This is a genomic window from Arthrobacter sp. YAF17 (genome assembly GCF_052113365.1).
Lineage (GTDB): Bacteria > Actinomycetota > Actinomycetes > Actinomycetales > Micrococcaceae > Arthrobacter.
In genome coordinates, this window is the sequence record NZ_JBFRDB010000001.1 from 451,286 (window position 1) to 478,005 (window position 26,720).

The 26,720-nt window shown below is 67.0% G+C and carries 20 protein-coding genes; 9 read left to right on the plus strand and 11 right to left on the minus strand.

All coding sequences use genetic code 11. The annotated features are described in order from the left end of the window. Positions 1–120: 120 nt before the first annotated feature. The 3 genes from AB4Y67_RS02145 to hrcA all read right to left on the minus strand — a co-directional run bounded on the left by AB4Y67_RS02145 (position 121) and on the right by hrcA (position 3,185). Positions 121–942, minus strand: coding sequence for a 16S rRNA (uracil(1498)-N(3))-methyltransferase (locus AB4Y67_RS02145; protein ID WP_441404159.1), 822 nt, complete (start codon positions 940–942; stop codon positions 121–123). Between the two features lie 2 nt (positions 943–944). Beyond that, complete coding sequence (gene dnaJ / locus AB4Y67_RS02150) at positions 945–2,072, minus strand: molecular chaperone DnaJ (RefSeq protein ID WP_441404160.1); 1,128 nt, start codon at positions 2,070–2,072, stop codon at positions 945–947. A 99-nt stretch (positions 2,073–2,171) separates the two neighbouring features. Further along, positions 2,172–3,185 (minus strand): heat-inducible transcriptional repressor HrcA, encoded by a 1,014-nt coding sequence (hrcA, locus tag AB4Y67_RS02155; protein WP_441404161.1) that lies wholly within the window; start codon positions 3,183–3,185, stop codon positions 2,172–2,174. A 231-nt stretch (positions 3,186–3,416) separates the two neighbouring features. Between hrcA and AB4Y67_RS02160 the strand changes: the two genes are divergently transcribed. Both AB4Y67_RS02160 and AB4Y67_RS02165 read left to right on the plus strand, forming a co-directional pair. Next, on the plus strand, positions 3,417–4,265 hold the full coding sequence (locus tag AB4Y67_RS02160; protein ID WP_441404162.1) for a DUF3097 domain-containing protein: 849 nt from the start codon (positions 3,417–3,419) through the stop codon (positions 4,263–4,265). A gap of 143 nt (positions 4,266–4,408) precedes the next feature. Then, a complete protein-coding gene (locus AB4Y67_RS02165; RefSeq protein ID WP_441404163.1) occupies positions 4,409–4,828 on the plus strand; it encodes a DUF4870 domain-containing protein in 420 nt (139 codons plus the stop codon). Between the two features lie 108 nt (positions 4,829–4,936). On the opposite strand, the gene hemW is transcribed toward AB4Y67_RS02165, so the two are convergent. Next, on the minus strand, positions 4,937–6,175 hold the full coding sequence (gene hemW, locus AB4Y67_RS02170; protein WP_441404164.1) for a radical SAM family heme chaperone HemW: 1,239 nt from the start codon (positions 6,173–6,175) through the stop codon (positions 4,937–4,939). Positions 6,176–6,217: 42 nt separating this feature from the next. Beyond that, positions 6,218–8,071, minus strand: coding sequence for a translation elongation factor 4 (gene lepA / locus AB4Y67_RS02175; protein ID WP_441404165.1), 1,854 nt, complete (start codon positions 8,069–8,071; stop codon positions 6,218–6,220). 272 nt (positions 8,072–8,343) lie between these two features. On the opposite strand from lepA, the gene AB4Y67_RS02180 reads away from it, so the two are divergent. The 3 genes from AB4Y67_RS02180 (at position 8,344) to AB4Y67_RS02190 (ending at position 10,120) form a co-directional block, all read left to right on the plus strand. Then, on the plus strand, positions 8,344–8,907 hold the full coding sequence (locus AB4Y67_RS02180; protein WP_441404166.1) for a type II toxin-antitoxin system PemK/MazF family toxin: 564 nt from the start codon (positions 8,344–8,346) through the stop codon (positions 8,905–8,907). Between the two features lie 186 nt (positions 8,908–9,093). Further along, positions 9,094–9,354 (plus strand): 30S ribosomal protein S20, encoded by a 261-nt coding sequence (rpsT, locus tag AB4Y67_RS02185; protein WP_024365662.1) that lies wholly within the window; start codon positions 9,094–9,096, stop codon positions 9,352–9,354. A gap of 184 nt (positions 9,355–9,538) precedes the next feature. Continuing rightward, positions 9,539–10,120 (plus strand): dihydrofolate reductase family protein, encoded by a 582-nt coding sequence (locus AB4Y67_RS02190; RefSeq protein WP_441404167.1) that lies wholly within the window; start codon positions 9,539–9,541, stop codon positions 10,118–10,120. 113 nt (positions 10,121–10,233) lie between these two features. Here the strand turns inward: AB4Y67_RS02190 and holA are convergent, their stop codons facing one another. The 6 genes from holA to leuS form a co-directional block, all read right to left on the minus strand. Then, entirely contained in the window at positions 10,234–11,247 is a 1,014-nt protein-coding gene (gene holA, locus AB4Y67_RS02195) for a DNA polymerase III subunit delta (protein ID WP_441404168.1), read from the minus strand. Then, the gene (locus AB4Y67_RS02200) at positions 11,181–13,232 is read right to left on the minus strand and encodes a ComEC/Rec2 family competence protein (RefSeq protein WP_441404169.1); all 2,052 of its coding nucleotides are present in this window, start codon (positions 13,230–13,232) and stop codon (positions 11,181–11,183) included. The genes holA and AB4Y67_RS02200 overlap by 67 nt, the downstream gene beginning before the upstream one ends. Positions 13,233–13,246: 14 nt before the next feature. Then, positions 13,247–14,125 carry a helix-hairpin-helix domain-containing protein gene (locus tag AB4Y67_RS02205; protein WP_441404170.1) on the minus strand — a complete coding sequence of 293 codons (879 nt, stop codon included), beginning with the start codon at positions 14,123–14,125 and terminating at the stop codon, positions 13,247–13,249. A 94-nt stretch (positions 14,126–14,219) separates the two neighbouring features. Continuing rightward, on the minus strand, positions 14,220–14,492 hold the full coding sequence (locus AB4Y67_RS02210; protein WP_441404171.1) for a hypothetical protein: 273 nt from the start codon (positions 14,490–14,492) through the stop codon (positions 14,220–14,222). An 80-nt stretch (positions 14,493–14,572) separates the two neighbouring features. Next, a complete protein-coding gene (locus AB4Y67_RS02215) occupies positions 14,573–15,583 on the minus strand; it encodes a DegV family protein (protein WP_441404172.1) in 1,011 nt (336 codons plus the stop codon). A 96-nt stretch (positions 15,584–15,679) separates the two neighbouring features. Then, a complete protein-coding gene (leuS, locus tag AB4Y67_RS02220; protein WP_441404173.1) occupies positions 15,680–18,205 on the minus strand; it encodes a leucine--tRNA ligase in 2,526 nt (841 codons plus the stop codon). 787 nt (positions 18,206–18,992) lie between these two features. On the opposite strand from leuS, the gene AB4Y67_RS02225 reads away from it, so the two are divergent. The 4 genes from AB4Y67_RS02225 to AB4Y67_RS02240 are packed head-to-tail and all read left to right on the plus strand — an operon-like array spanning position 18,993 to position 26,709. Further along, a complete protein-coding gene (locus AB4Y67_RS02225) occupies positions 18,993–22,157 on the plus strand; it encodes an efflux RND transporter permease subunit (protein WP_441404174.1) in 3,165 nt (1,054 codons plus the stop codon). After that, positions 22,154–22,609 (plus strand): hypothetical protein, encoded by a 456-nt coding sequence (locus AB4Y67_RS02230; RefSeq protein ID WP_441404175.1) that lies wholly within the window; start codon positions 22,154–22,156, stop codon positions 22,607–22,609. Before AB4Y67_RS02225 ends, AB4Y67_RS02230 begins: the two co-directional genes overlap by 4 nt. A gap of 1 nt (position 22,610) precedes the next feature. Next, positions 22,611–25,754: an efflux RND transporter permease subunit gene (locus AB4Y67_RS02235; RefSeq protein ID WP_441404176.1), complete on the plus strand. Its 3,144-nt coding sequence runs from the start codon at positions 22,611–22,613 to the stop codon at positions 25,752–25,754. Positions 25,755–25,791: 37 nt separating this feature from the next. After that, the gene (locus tag AB4Y67_RS02240) at positions 25,792–26,709 is read left to right on the plus strand and encodes a hypothetical protein (protein ID WP_441404177.1); all 918 of its coding nucleotides are present in this window, start codon (positions 25,792–25,794) and stop codon (positions 26,707–26,709) included. Positions 26,710–26,720 lie beyond the last annotated feature (11 nt).

Below are 26,720 nucleotides of genomic sequence, written 5' to 3' on the forward strand. Positions count from 1 at the left end.
CTCAGAACGGCGGTGTGGGCCCACTCCGCCAGGGTTCCCTGGCCGAGTTTGCGAGGCGAGGGTGCCGGTGGGGAGGGTGCCGGTGGGGAGCAGTCGATTGCTTCTTAAGCCGGTCCCGGGCTACCAGCGGCCCAGAATATCGCTGGCGAGGACCGTCGCGGCGGGGCCCGCCGTGGACGACCGCAGCACATGGTGTCCCAGCAGGGCCGTCACGGCGCCGGCGTCGCAGAGCCTGGTCACTTCGCGCGGGCTGATGCCGCCCTCGGGACCCACGATCAGCAGCACCTCGCGGCCCCCGCGGGACCCGTCGCCCTCGGTCAGGTCGGCAGCAGGCAAGTCAGCAACAGGCAATTCACCAGCGGAGTCGGCCTGCCAGGCCCCCAGCACCTCGCGCAGCGGACGCACGGCGTCCTCGTGCAGGATGATCGCGAGGTCCGCGGCGGCCACCGCCGCCTGCAGCCCGGCGCCGTCGACGGCGGAGCGAACTTCCGGGATCCATGCCCGCCTGGCCTGCTTCGCCGCTGCCGTGACCACCGACTGCCACTTGGCGTGCGCCTTCGCCGCACGCTCGGCCTTCCAGCGGACGATCGACCGTTCGGCCTGCCACGGCACAACCGCGTCGATTCCCAGCTCGGTGGCGGTCTCGGCCGCGAGCTCGTCCCGGTCGCCTTTCGCGAGAGCCTGGACGAGGACCAGCCGCACCGCTGGCCGGGGCTCCTCGAAGAGCCCGGAGCAATGCACCGTCAGCTCATTCGGGGCGACGGCGGCGACGGCGCCGGTCAGGCGCTTGCCGGCGCCGTCGGCGATGTCCACAGGCTCCCCCACGGCAAGACGCTTCACCGTGACGGCATGGCGGGCTTCAGGTCCGTCGAGAACGAAGTCGGAACCGGGAACCAGCCCGTCCAAAGTGCCGGGGGCAGTGAAAAAGACCGGGTTGCTCACCGCTACAGGTTACCGAGCCGGTCCCGAAGCTTCGCGAAGACCCCGCCGCTCGCTGCGAGCTTCCCTTCGGTGAACTGCTCACCGCGCAGCTTCGCGAGCTGGCGGAGCAGGTCCTCCTGGGCGGCGTCGAGCTTGGCGGGGGTGTCCACCTGAAGGTGGACCTTGAGGTCGCCGCGGCCGTAGCCGCGCAGGTGGGTGACGCCGAGCCCGCGCAGCGTAATGACCTCACCGGACTGGGTGCCCGCCTTGACGTCGATCTCCTGCTGGCCGTCGAAGGTGTCGAGGGTGAGCTCGGTGCCCAGCGCCGCCGCCGTCATGGGGATGTTGAGGCTGGCGTGAAGGTCGTCGCCGTCGCGCACGTACGTGGCGTCGTTGTTGACCCGGATCTCCACGTAGAGGTCGCCGGCGGGGCCGCCGGCAGGGCCGGCCTCGCCCTGGCCGGAGAGCTGGATGCGGGTGCCGGTGGCGACGCCGGCAGGGACCTTGACCGTCAGGGAGCGCCGGCTGCGGATCCGGCCTTGGCCGGCGCATTCGTTGCAGGGGTCCTTGATGACAGTGCCGAAGCCCTCGCAGGAACCGCAGGGCGCTGCGGTCATGACCTGGCCGAGGATGGAACGGACGGCGCGCTGGACCTGGCCGCTGCCGCCGCAGATGTCGCAGCGTTCCGGGTGGCTGCCTTCACGGCAGCATGAGCCCTCACACGTGGGGCAGGTGACAGCCGTGTCGACTTCGAGTTTCTTGTTGACGCCGAACACGGCGTCGCGGAGGTCGATCCGGACGCTGATCAGGGCGTCCTGGCCGCGGCGGACCCGTGAGGCCGGTCCGGCCTGGCCGCCGGCGCCGAAGAAGGTCTCGAAAATGTCCTGGAACGCGAAGCCCTGGCCGGAGTAGCTGCCGCCGCCGAAACCGTTGTCGGTGCCGTTCTCGTTGCCCGTGGTGTCGTAGATCCGGCGCTTCTGCGGATCGGACAGGACCTCGTAGGCGTGCGTGACCGCCTTGAACCGGTCCGAAGCGTCATCCCCGGGGTTCACGTCCGGGTGGAGGGTCCGCGCCAGTTTGCGGTAGGCCTTCTTGATCTCTTCGCCCGTAGCTTCGCGGGAGACTCCAAGAACGTCGTAATGGCTGCTCAAAGTTGTATCTCTTCCTTTTTGTACTGCCGGTGGGGCACTGCCTGTTAGGGGCAAGAAGTCTGGTGTCAGAATGTCTGGACGGGCGCGGTGTGCCGTCCGTCAGGGGCCGAGAATCCTTGAAAGGTAGCGGGCCACCGCACGGACGGCGGCCATGGTGGTGGGATAGTCCATCCGGGTGGGACCCAGCACGCCGACCTTCGCCGTCGCGTCCGGACCGTAACCGGTCGCCACCACGGAGGCCTCGGCGAGCCCCACGTACGGGTTCTCCCGGCCGATGCTGACCGTCACGCCCCGCGGGTCCGCGGCCATGTCGCTCAGCAGGCGGAGCATGACCACCTGTTCCTCGAGGGCTTCCAGTACCGGGCCGATGCTCAGCGGGAAGTCCACGTTGGAGCGGGCGAGGTTGGCGGTTCCGGCCATGACCATGCGCTCCTCGCGGCTGCTCGTGGCCAGCGCCTCGAGGCCGCGGGCCAGTGCCTGGGCTGCGGCGCGCCGCGCGGGCGGGCAACTGCCAACCACGGACTGCAGTGACTGCGGCAACAGGTTCAGCGGCGTCCCGGCGAGGCCGCCGAGGAACCGCGTGCGGAGTTCAGCCAGGGCCTCGTCGCCGAAGTCCTGCCCCACGTCAATGACCCGCTGTTCCACCTTGCCGGTGTCCGCGATCAGCACCATAAGCACCTTGCGGGGCGCCAGCAGGACGAATTCGATGTGCCGGACCTTGGCGCGGCTGAGATGCGGATACTGCACGACGGCGACCTGGTTTGTCAGGTGCGCGAGCAGCCGGACTGTCCGGTCCAGGACATCGTCGAGGTCGTCGGAACCCTCCAGCAGGGCCTGGATGGCGCGGCGTTCTGCCGGTGAGAGCGGCTTCACCGCCGAAATCTGGTCCACGAAGAGCCGGTAGCCCTTGTCGGTGGGGATGCGGCCGGCACTCGTGTGCGGCGCTGTGATGAGGCCCTCATCCTCCAGGGCTGCCATGTCATTGCGGATCGTGGCACTGGATACGCCCAGGTGATGCCGTTCCACAAGGGCTTTCGAGCCGACGGGTTCCCGTGAATGGACGTAGTCCTCCACGATGGCGCGCAGCACTTCGAGTTTGCGTGGTTCGCTCACGCTCCACCTCCCTTCGACTGTCCCGCATCCGGTGCCGCCGTTCGCCGGCCGCACCGCACGCTCTGCTGGCACACGGCATGTTGGTTAGCACTCGACATGCCTAAGTGCTAACCAGTCTAATATGAGTCGCCGCGTTGTTAGCATTGGATTCGCTCCGGGCGTTCTTCCCGGGGCAAGTGTTTTCGGGCACAGCCCGCCATAGCAAACCGATCACAAAGCAGTGTGGAACCGATGTCGTACCAGAACTGGGGCCCCCAGGACCTGTCCGCCCCCGCCAAGGCCCAGCTTCCGGAGGTGCCGGTGGAACGCGGCATGGTCCTCGAAGATGTGCAGTCCGGCTGGGTGGGCGCCGTGACCCGGGTGGAGAAGTCCGGCGGGATGCACGTCGTCGCCCTGGAGGACCGCCGCGGCAAGTCCCGCTCCTTCCGGCTCGGCTTCGGCTTCCTGCTGGACGGACAGCCGATCCGGCTGATGCCGCCCGCACCCCGGGCCGCTGCGGCCGCCGCCGGCAGCAGAACAGCTTCCGGCTCCGTCCGGGTGGCGGGCCAGCGCGCGCAGGTCGCCAAGGCGAGCCGGATCTGGGTGGAAGGCAAGCACGACGCCGAACTCGTCGAGAAGGTCTGGGGTGACGATCTCCGGGTGGAGGGCATCGTCGTCGAACCGCTGCACGGCATCGACGACCTCGCCGGGGCCGTGGCCGCCTTCCGGCCCGGCCCCGGGCGCCGGCTGGGTGTCCTGGTGGACCACCTGGTCCCCGATTCCAAGGAGTCCCGGATCGCCGACGCCGTCATGGCATCGCCCGGGGCGGCCGGCAACGTGCTGATCGTCGGCCACCCCTATGTGGACGTCTGGCAGGCGATCCGGCCCGGTGTGCTGGGGATCGAGAAGTGGCCGGTGATCCCCCGCGGCGTGGATTGGAAGACGGGCATCCTGATGGCTTTCGGCTGGCCGCACAGCACCAAGGAGGACATCGGGCTGGGCTGGCAAAAACTCCTCGGCGCGGTCCGCAGCTACGCCGACCTGGAACCCTCCCTGCTGGGCCGGGTGGAGGAGGTCATCGACTTCCTCACCGTTCCCTGAGGAGCCTGTCCGGGCGCCCCCGCCAGCGGGCCGATCCGCGATTCCGCGCCGAAGCAAGTATTCTTGGAACGGCGGCTGCGCTCCCGGCGCAGCCCTGGCACCCCCAGGCAGCAACGCACCACAGCAATCCGAAGGACGACACCGTGGCAGATGACGCACGCGAACAAAACGGCAACCAGGCCGGCCATGGCCAGCCCCCGTACCATGGCGTTCCGGCAAATGCTCTGCCCCTGACGGCGAACGAGGACCGTCAGTGGGCCACCCTGGCCCACTTCGGCGGCATCCTCGGCTGCGTCCCCTCGCTGCTGATCTACCTGATCTTCAGGGACCGCGGCCCGTTCACGGCCCAGGAGTCCAAGGAAGCCCTGAACTTCACGCTGCCGCCCACGATCGCAGCGGTGCTCTGCAACCTGCTGGTCTTCGTACCGGTGGTGGGCAACATCTTCGCCGTCCTCGCCACGGTTATCTGGATTGCCGTCACGTGCTTCTCCGTCGCGGCCGGTATCCACGTCAACCGCGGCCARCCGCACCGCTAYSAGTTCAACCTSCGCTGGATYAAGTAGCCGTCCCGCCGGAACCGGTCACGGGCCCAAGCCGCCCGATCCAAACAGGAAAGCCGGCCGTTGCCCTCAGGGCAGCGGCCGGCTTTTTCGGTATAGTCCTCCGGACTCCTAATCCGGCAGGATCCTGCGAACCACGGCGTCGGCGAGCAGCCGGCCCTTGAGTGTCAGCACGAGGCTGCCGTGGAACGCCGACGCCGGGTCAATCAGGCCGTCGGCGATGAGTCCGGCGACGGCGTGGCGACCGGTGTCACCCAGTCCGCCGAGGCTGGCGATGTCCAGCCCGGAATTCAGGCGGGCCTCCAGCATGACGCGCTCCATGTTGCGGGTCTGTGAATCGAGGGTCTCCCGGCCGGCAGCCGGCGAGAGCCCCGATCCGAGGCGGTTGGCGTAGGCGGTGGGGTGCTTGACGTTCCACCAGCGCACGCCGCCCACGTGGGAGTGCGCCCCGGGTCCGATGCCCCACCAGTCGTCGCCGCGCCAGTAGGCGAGGTTGTGCCGGCAGGCCTGCTCCGGGGTGCGGGACCAGTTGCTGACCTCATACCAGGACAGCCCTGCCGCCGAGATGAGTTCGTCGGCGAGTTCGTATTTGTCGGCGTGGTCGTCGTCGTCGATGCCGGGGACTTCTCCGCGGCGGATCTGCGCGGCAAGCTTGGTGCCCTCCTCGACGATCAGCGCGTAGGCGCTGATGTGGTCGGGGCCGTAGGACAGCGCCGTCTCCAGCGAGTAGCGCCAGTCCTCCAGCGACTCCCCCGGCGTGCCGTAGATCAGGTCGAGGCTGACCGCGAGGCCCGCATCACGCGCCCACTGCACCACTTCGGGCACGCGGCTGGGCGTGTGGGTGCGGTCCAGGACCTTCAGCACGTGCGGGACGGCCGACTGCATCCCGAAGGACACCCTTGTGAAGCCTGTGTCGGCCAGCAGTTGCAGGGATTCGGGGGTAACGGAATCCGGGTTGGCCTCGGTGGTCACCTCGGCGCCCGGCTCCAGACCCCAGGCGCCGATGGCGGCGGTGAGGATCCGGGCAAGGTCCTCGGCCGGGAGCAACGTGGGCGTGCCGCCGCCGAAGAAGACCGTGCTGAGCGGACGTGCCGGCAGGCCGCTGGTCTTCAGGACTGCTGCCGCGAAGTCGACCTCCGCGACGGCCGTGCCGGCATAGGCGTCCTGGGACGCCCCGCCGCCGAGCTCCGTGGCCGTGTAGGTGTTGAAGTCGCAGTAGCCGCAGCGCACCGCGCAGAACGGGATATGGACGTACAGCCCGAAAGCCCTGGATGCGGCGCCTTCCAGCGCTTGTCCGGGCAGCAGCCCGTCCGGCGGCGCCGGGTCCCCCAGCGGAAGGGCGCTAGGCACGGTCGGGTCCCGCTTGCTTTTGGACAGTTATCACGGGCACCGCTACTTCTTGGCCTTGTCCTTGGACTCGTCCGTGGTGAGGGCGGCAATAAACGCTTCCTGGGGAACCTCGACGCGGCCCACCATCTTCATGCGCTTCTTGCCTTCCTTCTGCTTCTCCAGCAGTTTTCGCTTGCGGGAGATGTCGCCGCCGTAGCACTTCGCCAACACGTCCTTGCGGATGGCCCTGATGCTTTCGCGGGCGATGATCCGGGAGCCAATGGCAGCCTGGATGGGCACCTCGAACTGCTGGCGGGGAATGAGCTCGCGGAGCTTGGTGGTCATCATCACACCGTAGGCGTAGGCCTTGTCACGGTGTGTGATGGCGGAGAAGGCGTCAACCTGTTCGCCCTGGAGCATGATGTCCACCTTGACGAGGTCCGCCACCTGGTCGCCGTCGGCTTTCCAGTCCAGCGAGCCGTAACCGCGGGTCTTGGACTTGAGGATGTCGAAGAAGTCGAAGACGATTTCGGCCAGCGGCAGCCGGTAGCGGATTTCCACCCGGTCTTCGGAGAGGTAATCCATGCCGCCCATGACGCCGCGCCGGCTCTGGCACAGTTCCATGATGGCGCCGACAAACTCGTTCGGCGCCAGGATGGTCGCGGCCACCATCGGCTCGCGGACCTCCGCGACCTTGCCCGTGGGGTACTCGCTGGGGTTGGTGACGTGGACGAGCTTCTTGTCCTCCAGCGTCACCTCGTATTCCACGTTGGGGGCGGTGGAAATCAGGTCCAGGTTGTATTCGCGTTCGAGCCGCTCACGCGTGATTTCGAGGTGCAGCAGCCCCAGGAAGCCCACACGGAAGCCGAAGCCCAGGGCGGCCGATGTCTCCGGCTCGTAAACCAGCGCGGCGTCGTTGAGCATCAGCTTCTCCAACGCATCGCGGAGCACCGGATAGTCAGTGCCGTCCAGGGGATACAGGCCGGAGAAGACCATCGGCTTGGCGTCCGCATAGCCGGGAAGCGACTCGGAGGCCGGCTTGGCCAGGTTGGTGACGGTGTCGCCCACCTTGGACAGGCGGACATCCTTCACGCCGGTGATGAGGTAGCCCACTTCGCCGACGCCGAGGCCCTTGGAGGGGGTGGGTTCCGGGGAGCTGACGCCAATTTCGAGAAGTTCGTGCGTGGCGCGGGTGGACATCATCTGAATGCGTTCGCGCGGGTGCAGCTTGCCGTCCACCACGCGGACGTACGTGACCACGCCTCGGTACGTGTCGTAGACGGAGTCGAAGATCATGGCCCGGGCCGGGGCGTTCGGGTCGCCCTCGGGGGCCGGCAGGTCGCGGACGATTTTGTCCAGCAGTGCCTCGACGCCCATGCCGGTTTTGCCGGAGACGCGGAGCACGTCGTCGGGGTCTCCGCCGATCAGGTTGGCGAGTTCCGCGGCGTACTTCTCGGGCTGGGCTGCGGGGAGGTCGATCTTATTCAGGACCGGGATGATCGTGAGGTTGTTTTCCATCGCCAGGTAGAGGTTGGCGAGGGTCTGGGCCTCGATGCCCTGGGCCGCATCCACCAGCAGTACGGCGCCTTCGCAGGCCGCAAGCGAGCGGGAGACCTCATAGGTGAAGTCGACGTGCCCGGGAGTGTCGATCATGTTCAGCGCGTAGCTGGTGCCGTCGAGCTCCCAGGGCATACGGACGGCCTGGGACTTAATGGTGATGCCGCGTTCGCGCTCAATGTCCATGCGGTCCAGGTACTGGGCCTTCATGTCACGGGACTGGACAACGCCGGTGTACTGGAGCATCCGGTCGGCCAGTGTGGATTTGCCGTGGTCAATGTGCGCAATGATGCAGAAGTTCCGGATGATGGCCGGATCTGTTGCGGCGGGCACCGGGGCGGTGCGGGCCATGGGAGACACGCAGGGTCCTTACTGTTGGCTTTTCCACGGACCGGGCGCCGGGCTGGTTTCCCATCCTGCGCCGTGCCGCCTTTCTCTCCGTATAGTCTCCCACGTCCGGCCCCTTGGGTTAGCATCCCGGATTTCCGTTGCGGACCGCATTTTTTCGGTCTGTCCTGCGCGTGGCCTCCCGGGCTGCACCTCGGCCCCAGCCCGGCGCGGCTGTCCCGCGGCCCGCCATCCCCACCGCAGCCGCCCACCTTTCTGCCGGAAGGTGCCGGTATGGTTTCCCCATGGCTTGGAACCTCCGCTCTATCGGCAATGCAATCCGCAGCACCTTGCGCTTCCTGGAAGGGCGGCCCGTCTCCGCGCCGCGCGGGTCCGGCACGAAGGCCAAGGGCCCGAAGTCCGGCGGCCGCCCGGGTACCGGGGGCGGGGCCGCCGTCGGACTGTCCAGCAAGTACCCCGGCGATTTTCACGGGAAAGCCAAGGTCAGCTATGCGCCCTCCCCCAACGGCCGCCCCGAACCGGGCGAGGTCGTCTGGACCTGGGTTCCCTATGAAGAGGACTACTCGCAGGGCAAGGACCGTCCGGTACTGCTGGTCGGCGCGAGCGGCAGCTACCTGCTCGGGCTCATGCTGACCAGCAAGGACCACGACGGCGATGCGCGGCGCGCGGACGATTACGTCGATATCGGCACCGGACCGTGGGACCGGCAATGGCGCCCCAGCGAAGCCAAGCTGGACCGCATCCTGCAGATCAACCCCCGGGACGTCCGGCGCGAGGGGGCCATTCTCGACGCCGGTCGCTTCAGTGTGATCGCCGCCGCCCTGCAGTCCCGCCACGGCTGGCGCTGACCCGCCGCTGGATCGCCACTCTGTTCGTGCCTGCGGCGGCGTTTCTGCTACTATTGACAGCTGTGTGTCCGTGCAGGTCGACGGCCACAGATGGTTGGTCGCCATAGGTATCCCCACGCCGCTCAGTCAATGGCCAATCTGAAAGCCCTCTAGACCATTTTCCGCATTGAAAAAGAGAGTTCACACGTGGCTAATATCAAGTCCCAGAAGAAGCGCATCCTCACCAACGAGAAGGCCCGTCTGCGCAACAACGCAGTCAAGTCCGAGCTGAAGACGGCCATCCGCGCCGTCAACACCGCCGTTGAGTCCACCGACAAGGATGCTGCGGCTGCCGCACTGCTTTCTGCCAGCCGCAAGCTGGACAAGGCTGTCAGCAAGGGCGTTCTCCACAAGAACAACGCTGCAAACCGCAAGTCGGCCATCTCCAAGAAGGTCAACGCGCTCTAAAGGTTTCCAGTTCACTTGAACTGATGATTGTGGCCGGCACCCTCGGGTGCCGGCCACTTCCAGTTAAGCTGCGTTGTTGCTCGCCAACTGCGGGTTGCAGAACAAACGTGAGTGAGCAGGTCAGCCCGCCACGAACCGCGAAGAGCCGCTAATCTGGGGGCACCTCACAGGAAAGGAGAGCCCCATGGGCAAGGTGGTCATGTACAGCTCGGTGTCCGTGGACGGCTTCATTGCGGACGAGAACGACCAGCCCGGACCCTTGTTCGAGTGGTTGTCCAGCGGTGACGTGCCGCTGGACGAGAGCGGCGTTTTGAAGGTGTCGCGGGCGTCCTACGACTACACCCGGCCCTACTGGGACCAGATCGGGGCGACCGTCGTCGGACGCCACATCTTCGACATGACGGACGGCTGGGACGGGACGCCTCCGAGCGGGGTCGACCACGTGGTCGTCGTGACGCACCGGCCGGAGCCTGAGGGCTGGGACCCCGACGCGCCGTTTCACTTCGTCGACGGCGTCGAGGCAGCCGTGGCCAAGGCGCAGGAGCTTGCGGGTGACCGCATGGTCGAGGTCGCCGCCGGCGACGTCGGCGGCCAGGTGCATGCCGCGGGCCTGGTCGACGAGGTGCGCATGGACGTTGCACCCGTCGTGTTCGGGTCCGGCAAGCGCTACTTCGGGCCGGTCCCCGCGCAGCACCTGCTGGAGGATCCTGACGTGGTGATCCAGGGCAACCGGGTGCTTCACCTGCGCTATCGGGTGCGCCGTTGACCGATCGGGCGGGTACGCAGGCGTGGGACCGGTGGCGTTGGGACCGGTGGCAGCAGCCTGCCCCGTAACTCCAACACAGCCGCCACGCGCGGAACGGGCGTCACATATCCGGCTCAGCGCCGGACGGACGTCGCAATCACCGTCACGGCGTGTTCCACGGCGTAGACAGGATCCCGGGACAGCCCCTTGACCTGGGCATCAGCCTCGGCGGTCACCTGGATGGAAAGGACAAGCCCCTCCGGTGTCCAGCGCCGCACTTCCCGCTGCGCCTGTTCGACAAGCCAGGGCTGCATGCCCAGCTGCTTGGCGATCTGGCCCGAGGAACCCTGAGCTCCGGCGACCTTGGCAAGGGTGCGCAGCTTCGATGCCAGGGCGGCGACCAGCGGTACCGGGTCCGCTCCGGTATCGAGGGCGTGGCGGAGGGTGGAGAGCGCCAGCGGAGCATTCCCGGCCATAGCGGCATCAGCGACCTTGAAGGCCGTGGCCTCCACCCGGCCCCCGTAGTACCGGTCCACCATGGCCGAATCCACTCCGGTGGAGGCGTCGGCGATCAGCTGGCTGCAGGCGGCGGCCAACTCGGCCAGGTGGGCGCCGACAGCGTTAACAAGCGCGTGCACTGCCTCCGGATCGATGCGCCGGGACGCGGCCTTGAACTCGGAGGTCACGAAGGCGATCTTGTCTGCGTCCTTCTTCAGGGGCTGGCAGTCCACCACCGGCCAGCCGCCGGCCTTGACGGCGTCGAGGAGTTTCTTTCCGCGCACACCGCCGCTGTGGCGGAGGACCAGCACGGCGTCCGATTCGGGCTGCTTGAGGTACTTGAGCCCGTCGGCCAGGAACGCGTCGTTCATAGCCTCGAGGCCTTCCACCTCGAGGAGCTTTTGCTCGCCGAAGAGGGAAGGACTGACGTTCATGGCGAGGGCGCCGGGCTCGTAGCTGCCCGCGTTGAGCCTGGTGACTTCGACGTCGGGGGCGGCCGCGCGGACCTGGGAGCGGATGCGGTCCATGGCGCGGGACCCCAGATAGTCCTCCGGCCCGCCAACCAGCACGACGGCGGCCGGGATCACATCGCGCCAGGTGGCGGTGTTCGACGCCGCTGGCCGGGTGCGTTGGGTCTGGGCAGCAGCCACTGAGGTTTCCTCCCGGAAGATTGTTTGCAGACTCTAAGCGTGCCACGGCCTGGACGGTGCACCAAGCCGGCCCGGCGCCTTCCCCGCGGCACCCGACGGCCGTTGGTGTACCGCGGCGTCCGGTTGAGCGATCTCGCCCTCCTGAGCAAGGTCACTGCCTCGAGCAATGCCACCGTCCGGCTGTGGGCCGCCAGCGCCAGGCCTACCGTGCGGGCGGGGTGCAAGAGCAACCACCAGGCTGCGATGGTGCAGGCGGAGAGGAGCGCCATGGTGGCGGCACCGAAGGCACCTTCCGGCCACGGCAACACGGCGCCGGGCAGCCCGGCGAAGAAGCGGGCGATTGCTCCGACCCCGGTGGCGAAGGCCGCGGCGATACCCAGCGGCGCGGCGGCGAGCACCGGGGCCAGCGGCACCAGCGGCACGGCGGCGGTCCCCAGCAGCGTGACCGGGGCGACGAGCACGGCGGCGGCCATGTTGGCGGGCAGGGCGTAGCTCGAAAACTGTGGCTGGAGCAACACGATCACCGGCCCGCAGAAGGTCTGCGCCGACAACGGAACGGCGACTCCGACGGCGAGCCAGCGCGGCACCACGGGAGGGAACCACCTCATGATCGGCCGCCCCGTAACAACGATGCCGAGGGTCGCAAGCACGGACAGCAGGAACCCGAAGCTGGTGGACAGCTCCGGTTGGGCCAGCACCAGCACGATCACAGCGAGGCACAGGAAGCTCAAGCCCCGGCCCGGCCGCCCGCCCGCCAGGGCCACCAGCCCAATGGCGCCCATCACGGCGGCCCGCAGGACGCTGGCGTCCGGACCGACCATCAAAACGAACAGTCCCAGTCCCGCGAGGCCGAGGACCGCCGCGAACGCCCGGCTGAACCGCAGGCTGCGCGCGGCCAGCAGCAGGGCGCCGAGAATGAGGCTGCAGTTGGCGCCGCTGACCGCCGTCAGGTGGGTCATCCCGACGGATTTCATGGCCACCTCCAGCTCGGCGTCCAGGGAGCCGGTATCGCCGGTGACCATTCCCGGGAGGAGTCCGCGGGCGTCACCTCCGAATTGCCCCGCGGCAGTAGTGAAGTGGCCGCGGAGTTCACCGGGGCCACTCTGCCAGGGCCCAGGCGTGCCGATCGTGAGCGGGGCAGAACTTGCCGAGAGGACGGCCGCTTCAGCCTGGCCCTGTGCGGCAGGCTTGAGTTTCCCGGTGGTGCGCAGCCGCTGCCCGGGCACGGCATGTTCCCAGCCGGCACCGCCCATGACCAGCAGCTTGACCGGTGCTCTCACGCGGTTTGAGGCAACGTTCATTTCGATCAGGGCCGCCGGCACCGCCCACCGGTCCGCGAGCCCGGATCTTCCCGGCGTCCTGAGTCCCCGCGGCGCACCCGTTACCTCCACCTCGGCGACGACCGCCGCATGCGCAGCGGCGGCTGCGGCCACGGCGCCGTCGTGCCGCCGGGAGGAGTCGACGGCGGCGTGGCCGCCCGCTGCCGCGGAGAGGAGCAGGGCCACGGCCATTGTCGCGAGGAAACTTCGACGTGGCGGACCACGGTGCCGCCACGCCACGTTGCCGGCCCCGCCACCGGCCCTGCCACCGGCCCTGCTGCCGGATGATGCCCACAGCAGGAGGAGCCCCGCCCCGCCCAGAAAGGTCAGACAGACGGCCGCCAGCGCTGCGGGGTGAAGGTAATGTCCGGCAGAAGCCGTGGCCCATACCAGCGCTGCAGAGGGGACCAGCCGCACATCAGTCCGGCGGAGCCTCTCCTCCCGCGCCGGGATGGCGCGGTGCGGGAGGGCCAATGGCGGGAACCGGTCACGGAGCCGCAGCCTGCCGCGCTGACGGACGGCACGCGGCAGCTTGGGCTGTGGCTGCCTGGTCCCGGGCGTCCGGGCGACGAAGGACGAACGGGCGGACCCACCCTCCCCGCTGACGGCGGGCGTCCGGGTGACGGCGGCGTCAACGTACGACTGCCACCGGCTGTGCCGTTCCATGTCGGCCTCCGCCCTCAGACCCGCACCAGGGGCAGCAGCGCTGCGAGCATTTTGTGTCCGATCCCGTCCACGGCGTCCAGCTCCTCTACCCGTTGGAAGCGGCCGTGCTCGGCGCGCCACTCCACAATCCGCTGCGCCAGTACTGGACCCACGCGCGGAAGGGTTGCCAGCTCGTCGGCACCGGCCGTATTCAGGTTGATCTTTCCTTCCGCCGGAGCGGTTCCGTCTCCGCCGCCAGCCGGGCCGCCCGGGGCGCCGGAATCAACGGTCGGGGCTGACCCGGCAGGCACGGTTTCCCCTTGCCGGGGCACCAGGACCTTCTGTCCGTCCTCGAGTACGGCCGCGAGATTGAGCTGGTTCGGGTCCGCGTCCGGGACGCCTCCTCCCGCCGCCGCGATGGCCTCGTGCAGCCGGCTCCCCTGTGGCAACTCCACGATTCCGGAACGAACCACCGCACCGGCTACGTGCACGATTATAAAGTTTCCGCCGCTGTCCCCCGCCGGCCCGCCGGGAGATTCGTCCGGAGCGGGGCCCGCTCCGGTTTCCGGTTCCGGGGCGGGCACGTCGCCGGGTTCCGCCGCCGTGACAGAACCCAACGGACTGACCTCGCTTGTAGCGTTCACCGCCTGCCACCAGAACCAGCCGAGGAACAGCGCGGCCACCACGCACAGCAGCGCGGCGGCGCGCCGGCCCGTACGCCACCGGATATGGCTCTGCGCCGGCGAATCATCCGGGCCGGGCTCGACGCTTCCCGCACTAAGAGAAGCCACCGACGCCTCGGCGAGCAGGCCGGTCCCGGACCCGACGGCAGCAGACAGCCTCCGGCCGGTGCGGCCCGGATCGACCCGGCTCTGATCAGCACTGGGCGGAATTCCCGGATGGCGGCGCGGCATCTGCCCATCCTAGGAAGCCCCAGGCGGAGTGGTCAGGGCCGGCCGCGCCTATGTGGATACGGCAGGACGCGCTGTGGCCCCTTTGGGGTGGCTGCTAGCCCAGCTGGCCGAAATTTTCGAGCAGCTTCAGGAGTGTCAGGCAGAGGTCGCCAATCAGGTGCTCGCTCCATCCATCGCCCGCGCGCGGGTAGGTCAGGATCCAATGGCTGAGCCCTTCGAGGAGTTCCGCCGCCGACTCGTACTCGCGCTTCTTGACGAGCATCCCGATCGCTGCGACCGCTTCTTCCTCGGTGTCAAAGGTGATCGTTCCGTCCCTGATGCCGCGGACGATTTCCCGCGCCTGTTCGGCGACTGCTTCCTTTGTCATGGCTGAGACCTTTCAATGGCTGTCAGCTGCAGTTTAGCCACTCCAGGGCAGGCGGGAACCATTTTGGGTCCCGCGCCGGGCTACGGCGCGGCGGGCGTGTCCTCGGCCCCGGCCAGAGGCGTGCTGCCCTCCCCCACGATCACTGCCAGCACACCGAGGCCGGCGTGTGCCGCCAGCACGGCCGGTAGCGCACTGATCTGGACGGGTGGACAGCCGGGAATTGCTTCGGCCAGGTCCGCCGCGAGCTGTTCTGCCTCATCCGGGTTGCCGAAGTGGTGGACGGCGAGCCGGGCCTGCCCAGGGGGCCGGGCGGCGGCGTCGGCCACAACTATCTCCTTGAGCCGCGCGACGGCTTTCGCCGCCGACCGCACTTTCTCCAGCGGAACCACCCTGCCGTCTTCCACCGCGAGGATGGGCTTGATCGAAAGCATGGTCCCCCAGAGCGAGGCCGCCGCGCCGATTCGGCCGCCACGCCTTAGCTGCTCAAGGCTGGGCACATAGAAATACACCCTGGCGAGGGCCAGCCGTTGCTCGGCATATTCGCGCACCTGCGCCGCGGTCCGGCCGTCCGCCGCGGCGGCAGCGGCGGCCTGGACACCCATCCCCTGCGCCATGCCGACGGTACGCGAGTCCAGGATCTCGACCGGGAAGCCCACCCGGGCGGCTGCGAGGCGGGCAGAATCCGCCGTTCCGGACAGTTCCCCGGAAATGTGGACCGACACCACCGACTCATAGCCGAGCCGCCGGGCCGCGAGGTAGGCCTGTTCGAACTGACCGGGGGACGGCCGCGAGGTTTTGACGGGTTTGCCGCTGGCCAGCGCCACAGCGATCGTGTCGGCGATGTCGTCTTCGCCCTCGCCATAGATTTCAGCACCCACCATGACGGGCATCGGGACAACCGTCAGCCGCCCGTCGGCGGCCAGGCCCCGAACCCAGTCAGCCGGCAGCGCCGCGGCGGAGTCAGTGACCACAGCCGTCCTCACGACGGCGGCGGGTACCGTTTCAGGGACCATTACCGGCCGCGCGGCCTGACGAAGCCCGCTAAGGCGCTCCTTCAGCCACGGCCACCCCGCGGGGTCGCGGTGGGGCACGAAGCACCTCCTGCTGTCTGCGCTGGCTGTTCGGACCTGCTGTGGTGCCGGCCGCCGGATTGCACCGGCGGCCGGACTGTCGTTTGGCCCGCCCGGCTAGGCCGGGACGATGTTGACCAGTTTAGGCGCCCGCACGATCACCGTGCGGATCCCCCGCCCGTCGAGGGCGCGCTGGACGTTTTCCGATGCCAACGCCAGTTCCCGCAGTTCGTCCTCGCCGATCTCCGGCGAGACTTCCAAGCGGTCCCGGACCTTGCCCTGGACCTGGACGACGGCTGTCACCGTGTCCTCGACCAGCAGAGCCTCGTCGTGCGTCGGCCAGCCGGCGTTGGCCACCGAAGCGGGGTGTCCCAGCACATTCCAGAGATCCTCGGCCGTGTAGGGCGCAAAGAGGCTCAGGATGACCGCGACGGTTTCGACGGCCTCACGGACGGCCGGGTCGGCGCCGCCGGCGCCGCCATCGATCGTCTTGCGGGTCGCGTTGACCAATTCCATCAGCTTGGCCACCACGACATTGAACTTGTTGGAATCCAGCAGCGCTTCCGCGTCGGCGATGGTGCGGTGGGTGACGGTGCGCAGGGCCCGGTCGCCGTTGGTGAAGTCAACGCCGGGGGCGCTCGTGACGTCCTGGCCGAGGCGCCAGGCGCGGGCCAGGAACTTCGCGGAACCCGACGGCGAAACGTCCGCCCAGTCGACGTCGTCCTCCGGAGGGGAGGCGAAGATCATGGTTAGGCGGACGGCGTCGACGCCGAACTTGTCCAGCTGCTCGCCCAAGTCGACGCCGTTGCCCAGGGACTTGCTCATGGCCTTGCCGCCGTTGAGCACCTGCCCCTGGTTCAGCAGTGCGCTGAACGGCTCGTCGGCGTCGATCATGCCCAGGTCGTGGATGACCTTGGTGAAGAACCGGGCGTAGAGCAGGTGCAGGATGGCATGCTCCACGCCGCCGACGTACTGGCCCACCGGCATCCAGTCGTTGATCTTCTCCGGATCGAACGGGCCGTCGGTGTACTGCGGGGAGACGAAGCGCAGGAAGTACCAGGAGGAATCCACGAAGGTGTCCATCGTGTCCGTGTCCCGCTTGGCCGGGCCGTGGCAGTCGGGGCACTCGACGTTGACCCAGCTTTCGACGGCGGCCAGCGGCGACGTGCCCTTCGGGGACAGGTCCTCGCCGCGCAGGTCGGCCGGCAGCGTGACGGGCAGTTGCTCGTCCGGGACCGGAACCTCGCCGCAGGCTGGGCAGTGGATGATCGGGATCGGGGTGCCCCAGAAGCGCTGCCGGCTGAGCAGCCAGTCGCGCAGGCGGAAGTTCACGAATTTCTCGCCCGTGCCCAGCTCCTGCAGGATCTCGATGGCCGCCGGGATGGCTTCCGCCTTCGGCAGGCCGTTCAGGTCGCCGGAGTTGATCAGCGTCCCCTCGCCGGAGGTCGCGGTGCCGCTGACTGCGGGATCTTCCTCGCCGGTGTCCAGCACGGCACGGACCGGCAGGTCGAAGGTGCGGGCGAAGTCGAGGTCGCGCTGGTCGTGCGCCGGGACGGCCATGATGGCGCCTGTGCCGTAGTCGGCCAGCACGTAGTCGGCTGCCCAGACGGGCAGCTTCTCGCCGTTGAGCGGGTTGATGGCGTAGCGGCCGGTGAAGACGCCTGTCTTCTCCCGCTCGGTGGACTGGCGCTCGATTTCAGAGAGCGCCTTGACCTGTTCGCGGTATGCGTCCAGGGCCGCGGCATGCTCCCCGGTGACCAGTTCGACGGCGAGCGGCGCGTCGGCGGCGACGACGAAGAACGTCGCGCCGTACAGGGTGTCCGGGCGGGTGGTGAACACCGTGACGTCCTTGGTGGGCTTGCCGCCGTCGGCTTCGATCACGAAGTTGACGTGGGCGCCTTCGGAGCGTCCGATCCAGTTTTTCTGCATCGCCAGGACGCGTTCGGGCCAGTGGCCGCGCAGTTCGTCCATGTCATCGAGCAGCCGGTCGGCGTAATCGGTGATCTTGAAGTACCACTGGTTCAGCGACTTCTTGGTGACGGGAGTGCCGCAGCGCTCACAGGCGCCATTGACCACCTGTTCGTTCGCCAGCACGGTCTGGTCCTTGGGGCACCAGTTGACCGGGGAATTCTTGCGGTAGGCCAGTCCGCGCTCGTAGAAGCGTTTGAAGAGCCACTGTGTCCAGCGGTAGTACTCCGGGTCGGAGGTGTGGATCCGGCGGGACCAGTCGGCAGAGATGGCGTAGCGCTTGAAGGACGCCGCCTGCGTGTCGATGTTTTCGTACGTCCACTCGCTGGGGTGGGCGTTGCGCTTGATCGCGGCGTTTTCGGCGGGCAGCCCGAAGGAGTCCCAGCCGATCGGGTGCAGCACATCGTAGCCCTGCTGGCGGAGGTAACGCGCGACGACGTCGCCCATGGCGAACGCCTCGGCGTGGCCCATGTGGAGGTCGCCGGACGGGTACGGGAACATGTCCAGCACGTACCGCCGCTCCCTCGATCCGTCATCGACGGGCGTGAAGACCTTCAGGTCCTCCCAGACCTGCGGCCACTTGGCTTCCATGGCCGCGAAGCTGTAGGCACCCTCTTCCGGCGTCTCCGCTGCGACTGCTGCTGTTCCGGTCTCTGTCTCCGGCTGAACGCTCACTGCTGGCCTCTTCTGTTCTGTCAAGCCTTATGTACCGTCAAGTCTTGTGCCGTCAATCTCCCAGGCCAAGGCCACTGTCCCGCCCCTGCCTGTTCTCCTGCCGTCCGCCCGAAAGGGTCCAGACACACAAAAGCCCCTCGACACGGAGGGGCTGCCGCTCGGCAATCCGAGTTCTCGTCGGGATGCCGGGCGGCTAGCTAAGCAGGAGGATCGCACGCATAGCTCTACTTTAGCGCCTCCGGCCGGTTCGCGGGGAAACGGGAGAGGTGTTGCGGATCCGGACTGCTTCCGGCCCCGCGGATCTCTCCGCGGCCGCCGCCGCGCCGGGCGGACTTCCCGGCCCTGAAAGCCCGGATTTTTTTGGGAACCACCACTCGGACTGCAGCTTCCACTACTGGGCACGTCACGGCCCCGCCGGCCCGGCAGCAATCACCGGAGAGAGTGCCGGCGACAAAGAGGCAAGTAGTTCTCGGTCCGGCGCCCAGTAGTTCTGCCGCGTTTCCCAGTAGTCAAGATACGCATATTGACAAAACGCAAGCTATGTGAGAGTCACCCTGCAGATCGGGTGCAGGCGCTGCACGAATTTGGGCCTCCATTGCGGGCATTCGCGCCCTTGCCAAACGCTTTCAACAGGGACACTATGCTCACAAGATCTCTGGGGGATTCGCAACAGGTCTCGGGTTGAGGAGCCTGACATGTGTCACTTGCGGAGTTCTTGCCTGCAACAATTCATCAATCCGGCCGGGCGCTGCGCGCCCACCGGAAGCGGCCTGGAAGCCGACTAGCCATGTTCGGCTGGATCACCCGCTTCAGTCTGCAGTTCCGCATCCTGGTGCTCGCCCTCGCCGCCRGAATTATCGCTTTTGGCATCATCAATGTTCCCCGCATCGCCGTGGACACAATGCCCGAATTCGCGCCGGCGCAAGTCGAAATCCAGACAGAGGCCCTGGGCCTCTCGGCTGTCGAAGTTGAGCAGCTCATTACCTCCCCGATGGAAGCGGACCTCCTCAACGGGGTGGCCTGGCTGGACGAGATCCGCTCGAAATCCGTCCCGGGGCTGTCATCCATCCAACTCGTCTTCGAGCCGGGCACGGATCTGCTGCGGGCACGCCAGCTCGTCGCGGAACGGATGACCCAGGCCGTGGCGCTGCCGAACGTATCCGCGCCGCCGCTGATCATGCAGCCCGTCTCCTCCACGAGCCGGGTGCTGATGGTCAAAATGAACTCCAAGCAGCTCTCCGGCATCGAGATGTCGGTCCTGGCCCGTTGGAAGATCAAACCGCGGCTGATCGGCATTCCGGGCGTGGCGAACGTTTCTATCTGGGGCCAGCGCGAGCAGCAGCTCCAGGTCGAGGTCACCCCCACGCAGCTGCGGGACAAGGGAATCACCCTCGAACAGGTCATCAAGACCACCGGCAACGCGGTGTGGGTTTCGCCGCTGAGTTTCCTCGAAGCCTCCACACCGGGCACCGGCGGTTTCGTTGAGTCCCCCAGCCAGCGGCTCGGCATCCAGCACGTCCTCCCAATCCGGACTCCGGCAGACCTCTCCAAGGTCAGCGTGGAGGATTCGACGCCGGCGATGTCGTTGGGCGATATAGCCCAGGTCAGGGAAGACCACCAGCCCCTCATCGGCGATGCCGTCGTCGGACAGGACCCCGGGCTGATGCTGGTCATTGAGAAGTTCCCCGGAACCAGTGCGGTGCAGGTCACCCAGGATATTGAAGCGGCTCTAAAAGATATGGAGCCCGGCCTGGCCGGAGTCCAGCTTGATACCACAGTGTTCCGCCCGGCGACCGGTGTTCAGGACTCCGTGAGCGGCCTTGGCCTTGCGCTGTTGATCAGCCTGCTGATCGCGGTTGGACTTTTCTGGCTGCTCTTCCGTTCCTGGCGCGTGGCGGTAATTGCCCTCGCGGCCATCACGACAACCGTCGTCACGGCGGCCGTGGTCCTTTACGCGCAAAACGCCACCCTCAACATCACGATCCTGGTCGGCCTTGTCCTTGCCATGTCAGTGATCGTGGGCGACATAGTCGAGGACGTACAGGCCCAGCGGCGCAGGCCGCTGGTGACCGAAGCCACGGAAACCGAGGCCACGCTAAGGTCCAGGATCGTGGCTGTCGTCCGGGGAGTCCGAACCCCGTTGTTCCAGGCCTCGCTGATCATGGTGGTGGCCCTCATTCCAACGCTGTTCGTGTCCGGAATCGGCGGATCCTTCTTTACTCCGCTGTTCTGGTCGGTGGTGTTGGCTCTCTCGGCCGGCCTGCTCGTCGGACTCTCTGTCACTCCGGTGTTGTCGCAGCTCCTGCTGCCGAAGGAGACTGCGACCCCGCGGGACGCTCCCTCCACTGGCAGGGCCCGCGCCTACTACGACCGTGCCCTCAAGGGCGCCCGTTCCCGCCAAGCCCTTACCCTGGTCGCAGTGGCCGTCGTCGGCGTGCTTGGAATCGCCGCCGGATCCCAGTTGATCGGGAACCGGCCGGTCGTTCCGACATTGCCGGACAGGACCCTGCTGGTCCAATGGGACTCCATGGCCGGCACGTCCAATGACGAGGTCCGCCGGGTCGCGTCCAAGGCCTCTGACGAACTGAAGGCGCTGCCAGGCGTTTCGGGAGTCGGCGGCCACATCGGCCGCGCCATCACATCCGACCAGGTTGTCGGAAACAGCGCCGCCGAACTATGGGTATCCATTGCCCCGGACGCCGACTTCGGAGCGACTGAGCAGGCCGTCCGCGACGTGGTTCAGGGCTACCCCGGCATCGCGCACAACGTAGTGAACTATTCCGAGCAGAAAATCGGCGCTATGAACAGCACCCTGGAGCCCGGCTTCGCGGTCCGCGTCTATGGCACGGAACTGCCGGTCCTGCGGGAGAAGGCCGAGGAAGTCCGCAAAGCCCTCGAGAACATCAACGGCGTCAAGAACCCGACGATCAACGCCATACCGATGACTCCGATCGTGGAGGTCGAGGTCAATCTCGAGGCTGCCCAGAAGTTCGGCATCAAGCCCGGTGACGCCAGGCGCGCAGCAGCAACACTGATGCAGGGGATTGTCGTGGGCAACCTCTTCGAACAGCAAAAGGTCTTCGAAGTGGTCGTGCGCGGCGCAGTGGACGTCAGGGATGACTTGACCAGCATCCGTGAACTGCTCCTTGATACTCCCACCGGCGGGCATGTCCAGCTCGGAGAGATCGCCACAGTCCGGATGGTCCCCAACGAGGTCGTGGTGCTGCACGATGACACGTCCCGGCGGATCGACGTCCAGGCCGATGTCAGCGGGCGCCCGCTGGCCGACATTCAGCGGGATGTTGAAGCTGCCGTCAAGCAGATCCAGTTCCCAGTGGAATACCACGCAGAGATCCCGGCCAAGTATGCCCAGGTGCAGGCCGCCGACTCCCTTGTCCTGTGGCTTGCCGTGGCCGCCCTCCTCGGGGTGTTCCTGCTGCTCCAGACTGCGGTGCGGAGCTGGAAGCTGGCCCTAGCCAACTTCCTGTCCCTTCCGGCGGCGCTCTCCGGGGCGGCCGTGGCCGCCTGGACCGGTACTGCGGCGATGTCCTGGCTCGCCATGACCGCCTTCGCCGCCAGCCTCGCCATCGCCGCCCGCAACGTAACGATGCTCTCGGCCCGTGCCGATGAGTTGTGGCGTTCCCAGCCGCAATCGTCCCGCGCTAAAGCCGTCATGACGGCAGCCCGGGACCGGGTATCGCCGGTCCTGAAGACTGCCCTGGTAACCGTTTTGGTGCTGATTCCGCCCGCACTGATTGGCGGCGTCGGCCAGGCCGTGATTGTTCCGATATTGCTGATCATCGGCGGAGGCCTCGTGACCACAACGCTTGTGGCGCTCCTGGTGCTCCCCCTGCTGGCCCTCTGGTTCGGCCCTCACGCCGCACCCGAAGAGTGGTCGGAAGTATACGAACCGGAAACCCCCGTTAAGCAGGAAAAGGTGGAAGCAAAATGACCAGCCAAAAGCCCCAACGGCGCCTGCCCCTGGCGGCAGCCGTCTGTGCAGCCGTTCTCTTCGCCCTTCCGGCCTGCGCGCAGTCCGCCGCGGTGACGCCCGCGGCGGCCGGTGAAGCCCCCGCCAAAGTCGAGAAGAACGCCACGACGGGCATCGCCAAGCTGACCGTGACCGAACACGGCCTTTCCCGCATCGATCTGAAGACGGAACCGGTCGCGGCGGGCGCGGGCACGGACGTGCTGCTGCCTTATGCCGCCCTGTTGTACGACGCCAACGGCAAGACGTGGGTCTACACCAACCCCGCACCGCGGGTGTTTGAGCGCCAGGCAGTCACCGTTGCCAAAGTCGAGGCAGGTGTGGTCACGGCCAGCGCCGGCCCCGCCGTGGGGACTCCTGTCGTCACGGTGGGCGCGGTAGAACTCTTCGGCACCGAGTTCAACACGGGCAAATGACATGCGCCGGATAGTCGCAGCCAGCCTGAAGTTCAGATCGATCATCATCGCGATGGCGGCTGCGCTGATGATCGTGGGCGGCGCGCAACTCAGCAGCGCCTCGGTGGACGTGTTCCCCGAGTTCGCGCCACCGAAGGTCGAGGTCCAGACAGCCTGCCTGGGACTTACCGCCGCCGAGGTCGAGGAACTGGTGTCGGTTCCCATGGAGGAGGCGTTCAACGGGATCGCCGGCCTCAACCACATGAGGTCCAAATCGGTGCCCCAGCTCTCGTCGATTGTGATGGAATTCGAGAACGGCACTGATCTGCTCACTGCCCGGCAACTGGTGTCCGAGCGCATGGCGACGGTCATCCCGACCCTGCCCACCTGGGCCGCACCGCCGCTGATGCTGCAGCCCCTGTCCTCCACCAGCCGGGTCATGAAGATCGGCCTGTCCTCGGACACCCGGTCGCTCATCGAGATGTCCATGATCTCCTACTGGAACATCAGGGCACATCTGCTGCGCGTTCCGGGGGTGGCCAATGTCGCCATCTGGGGCGAACGCCTCCAGATGCTCCAGGTGCAGGTGGATCCGGCCAGGCTGGCAGCCAACAACGTCACCCTGGAAACCGTGATGAGCTCCACGTCCGATGCCCTGGACGCGGGTCTGCTGCACTACTCCCCCGGCGCCCTCATCGGAACAGGCGGTTCGATCGACACACCCAGCCAGACCATTGGCATCCGGCACGTCCAGGCCATCACGTCGCCGGAAGAACTGGCGAAAGTGGCGGTGACGGACCGTGAGGGCCAGGCCCCGCTGCGGCTGTCAGACGTCGCCAACGTGGTGGAGGACCACCAGCAGCTGATCGGCGACGCGGTGATCAATGGCGGTCCCGGGCTCATGCTGATCGTGGAGAAGCTCCCCTGGGGCAACACCCTCGAAGTGACGCGCGGGGTGGAAGAGGCGCTGAAGCAGCTCGAACCCGGTCTTTCCGGGATTGCCGTGGACACGACGATATTCCGGCCCGCGACCTTCATTGAGGAATCACTCGGCAACTTGGGCGTGGCCCTTCTGCTGGGCTGCCTGCTGGTCATCCTGGTGCTGAGTGTCTTCCTCTTCCAGTGGCGGACGGCGCTGGTCAGCGTCATGGCCATACCGTTGTCGCTGACGGCCGCGGCCCTGGTCCTCTATTGGACCGGGGGCACGATTAATACGATGGTGCTTGCGGGGCTGGTGATTGCCGTCGGGGTGGTGGTGGACGATGCCATCATCGACGTCGAAAACATCGTCCGGCGGCTCCGGCACCACCGTGCCAGCGGCGGCACCGAAAGCACCGCCAGGGTCGTGGTGAACGCCTCGCTCGAGGTCCGTGGCCCGATTGTCTATGCCACGTTGATCATCGTCGCCGCGACGGTGCCGATCTTCTTCCTGGACGGCTTGACCGGGGCGTTCTTCCGCCCGCTGGCCACCTCCTACACGCTCGCGGTGATGGCGTCCATGGTGGTTGCGCTCACGGTCACGCCGGCGATGGCCTACATCTTCCTCAGGAACGCCAAACTGGAAGATAAGGATCCACCCGTGGTCAGGGTGCTGAAGCGCTGGTACGGCAAATTGCTCCGGCCCATGATCCGGCGTCCCGCCCCTGGGTACCTTGCCCTGGGCGCCCTGGGCGTCATCGGCCTTGTACTGGCGCCTCTGCTGGGCCAATCCTTGCTCCCGTCCTTCAAGGAGCGTGACTTCCTGATGCACTGGCTCACGCAGCCAGGCACGTCAAACTCCGAGGAGGTCCGGGTCAGCCAGCTGGCCTGCAAGGAACTTATGACGATCAAGGGAGTCAACAACTGCGGGTCCCACATTGGCCAAGCGTTCAACGCCGATGAAGTCGTGGGTGTCTACTTCGGGGAGAACTGGATCAGCGTTGACCCCGCGGTGGACTATGACGAGACCTTGGCTGCGGTGCAGGAGGTTGTGAGTGGCTACCCCGGAATCGTGCGGGACGTCCAGACGTACCTCAAGGAGCGCATCCGCGAGGTCCTGACAGGCACCGGCTACGCCGTCGTCGTGCGCGTCTATGGCGACGACTTGGGCACCCTGAAAGCGGAGGCCGACAAGATCAAGGGCATTCTGGGCGGCATTGAGGGAGCCATCGGCGCGAAAGTCGCGCTCCAGGCCAACATTCCGCAGATCAATGTGGAAGTGAATCTGGATGCCGCAGAGCGTTACGGGCTGAAGCCCGGCGACGTGCGACGTGCGGCCGCCACCCTGGTCGCGGGAGAGGAAGTCGGCGACGTCTACCGGGATGGCAAGGCCTACGACGTCCAGGTGTGGAGCGCGCCGGAAACCCGGACCAGCGTCACCAGTATCGAGAATCTCCCGCTCGACACTCCTTCCGGGGAAAGGATCCGGATGGCTGACGTCGCCTCAATTTCGGTCAAACCCACGCCCAATGTCATCGAGCGGTCGGAGGGATCCAGGCGCATCGATGTCAGTGCCAACGTCAAGGAAGGCGACCTGGCCAAGGTTGTGGAGAAGCTGAAGTCCGAAATGGAGTCGATCCAGTTCCCGGTCGGCTACGAGGCGGTTGTCCTCGGCGAATACGCAGAACGCCAGGCCGCCTCGCAGCGCCTGCTGCTGTACTCGGCGGGCGCTGTCATCGTGGTCTTCCTCCTGCTCCAGGCGGCATTCCGGAGCTGGCGTCTGGCCATCCTGGCCATCCTGACGCTGCCGGCTGCATTGGTGGGCGGTGTGATTGCCGCCCACCTCAGCGGCGGCATCCTGTCGCTGGGATCCCTCGTCGGCTTCCTGACGCTGATGGGTATCGCCGCCCGCAACGGCATCCTGCTGATCAACCACTGCCAGCATCTGGAGCAGTTCGAGGGCATGACCTTCGGACCTGCCCTTGTACTGCGCGGGGCCGCCGAACGTTTGTCGCCGATTTTGATGACCACCCTCGCCACCGCACTGGCCCTCGTGCCCCTGGTGGTGATGGGGAACATCCCCGGCCATGAGATTGAACATCCCATGGCGGTGGTGATTCTGGGCGGCCTTGTCACGTCGACACTGGTCAACCTGTTCATCGTCCCGTCGCTGTACCTTCGGTTCGCCAAGAAGGGGCCGAAGCGTGAGCGGCGGCCCAACCAGCCCCAGCCGGCCCCGGCCGTATAGCCGGAGCCACCACCATCCCAAGAAAGAAGCCAGTGACATGGCCTTACCAGGCAAACGTTTCACGGCCTACGGCTCCGCAATCCTGCTGGTGCTGGCCACAATGACCGTGACGACGGCGGCCACAGCCGCCGCCGCCCCGGGTCCAAAGGAACTCTGCGGCCCCGGCTCGAAGATCGATTTCGATCCCTGGGAGTTCCCTGCGTCACCGCGGGTCGATAACAAGTGGTTCCCGCTGAAGCCGGGAATGCAGTTCACCACGGATGGCACAGTGACATCGCCGGAAGGGACCAGCGCACACAAAGTGGTTCATACCATCACCGGGCTGACCAAGGTCATCGACGGTGTGAACACAGTCGTGATGTGGGACCGGGACTACTCCGACGGCGTACTGGCCGAATCCGAGCTGGCGTTCTTCGCCCAGTCGAAGGACGGCGACGTCTGGCTGTTCGGCGAGTATCCGGAGGAGTACGAAAACGGCAAGTTCGTGGGTGCTCCCAGCACCTTCATCAGCGGGATCGCAACGGCGCAGGCCGGAATCGCCATGCAGGGCCGTCCGCGGACCGGCACCCCCGCGTACGTCCAGGCCTATGCGCCCAAAGTCGACTTCCTTGATTGCGGCGACGTGCTCAAAACGAACCAGCGCGTCTGCGTCCCGACCGGGTGCTACAACGATGTGCTGGTGATCGACGAGTACAACCCCCTGGATCCGCCAGCCGCCGCCGGCCATCAGCGGAAGTACTATTCCGCGGGCTCAGGCCTCGTGCGGGTGACCGCCGTCGGCGGTGACCAGCAGGAGACCATGGACCTGGTCAAGATCCGGAAGCTCAGCGACGCGCAGCTGCGGATGGTCAATGAACAGGCCCTGGAACTGGACAGCCGCGGCTACAAGGTCAGCAAGGATGTGTACGCCAAGACGCCCCGCGCCGTTGAGGTGACTCCCCGTCACGGGCACTGACGCCCCCCGTC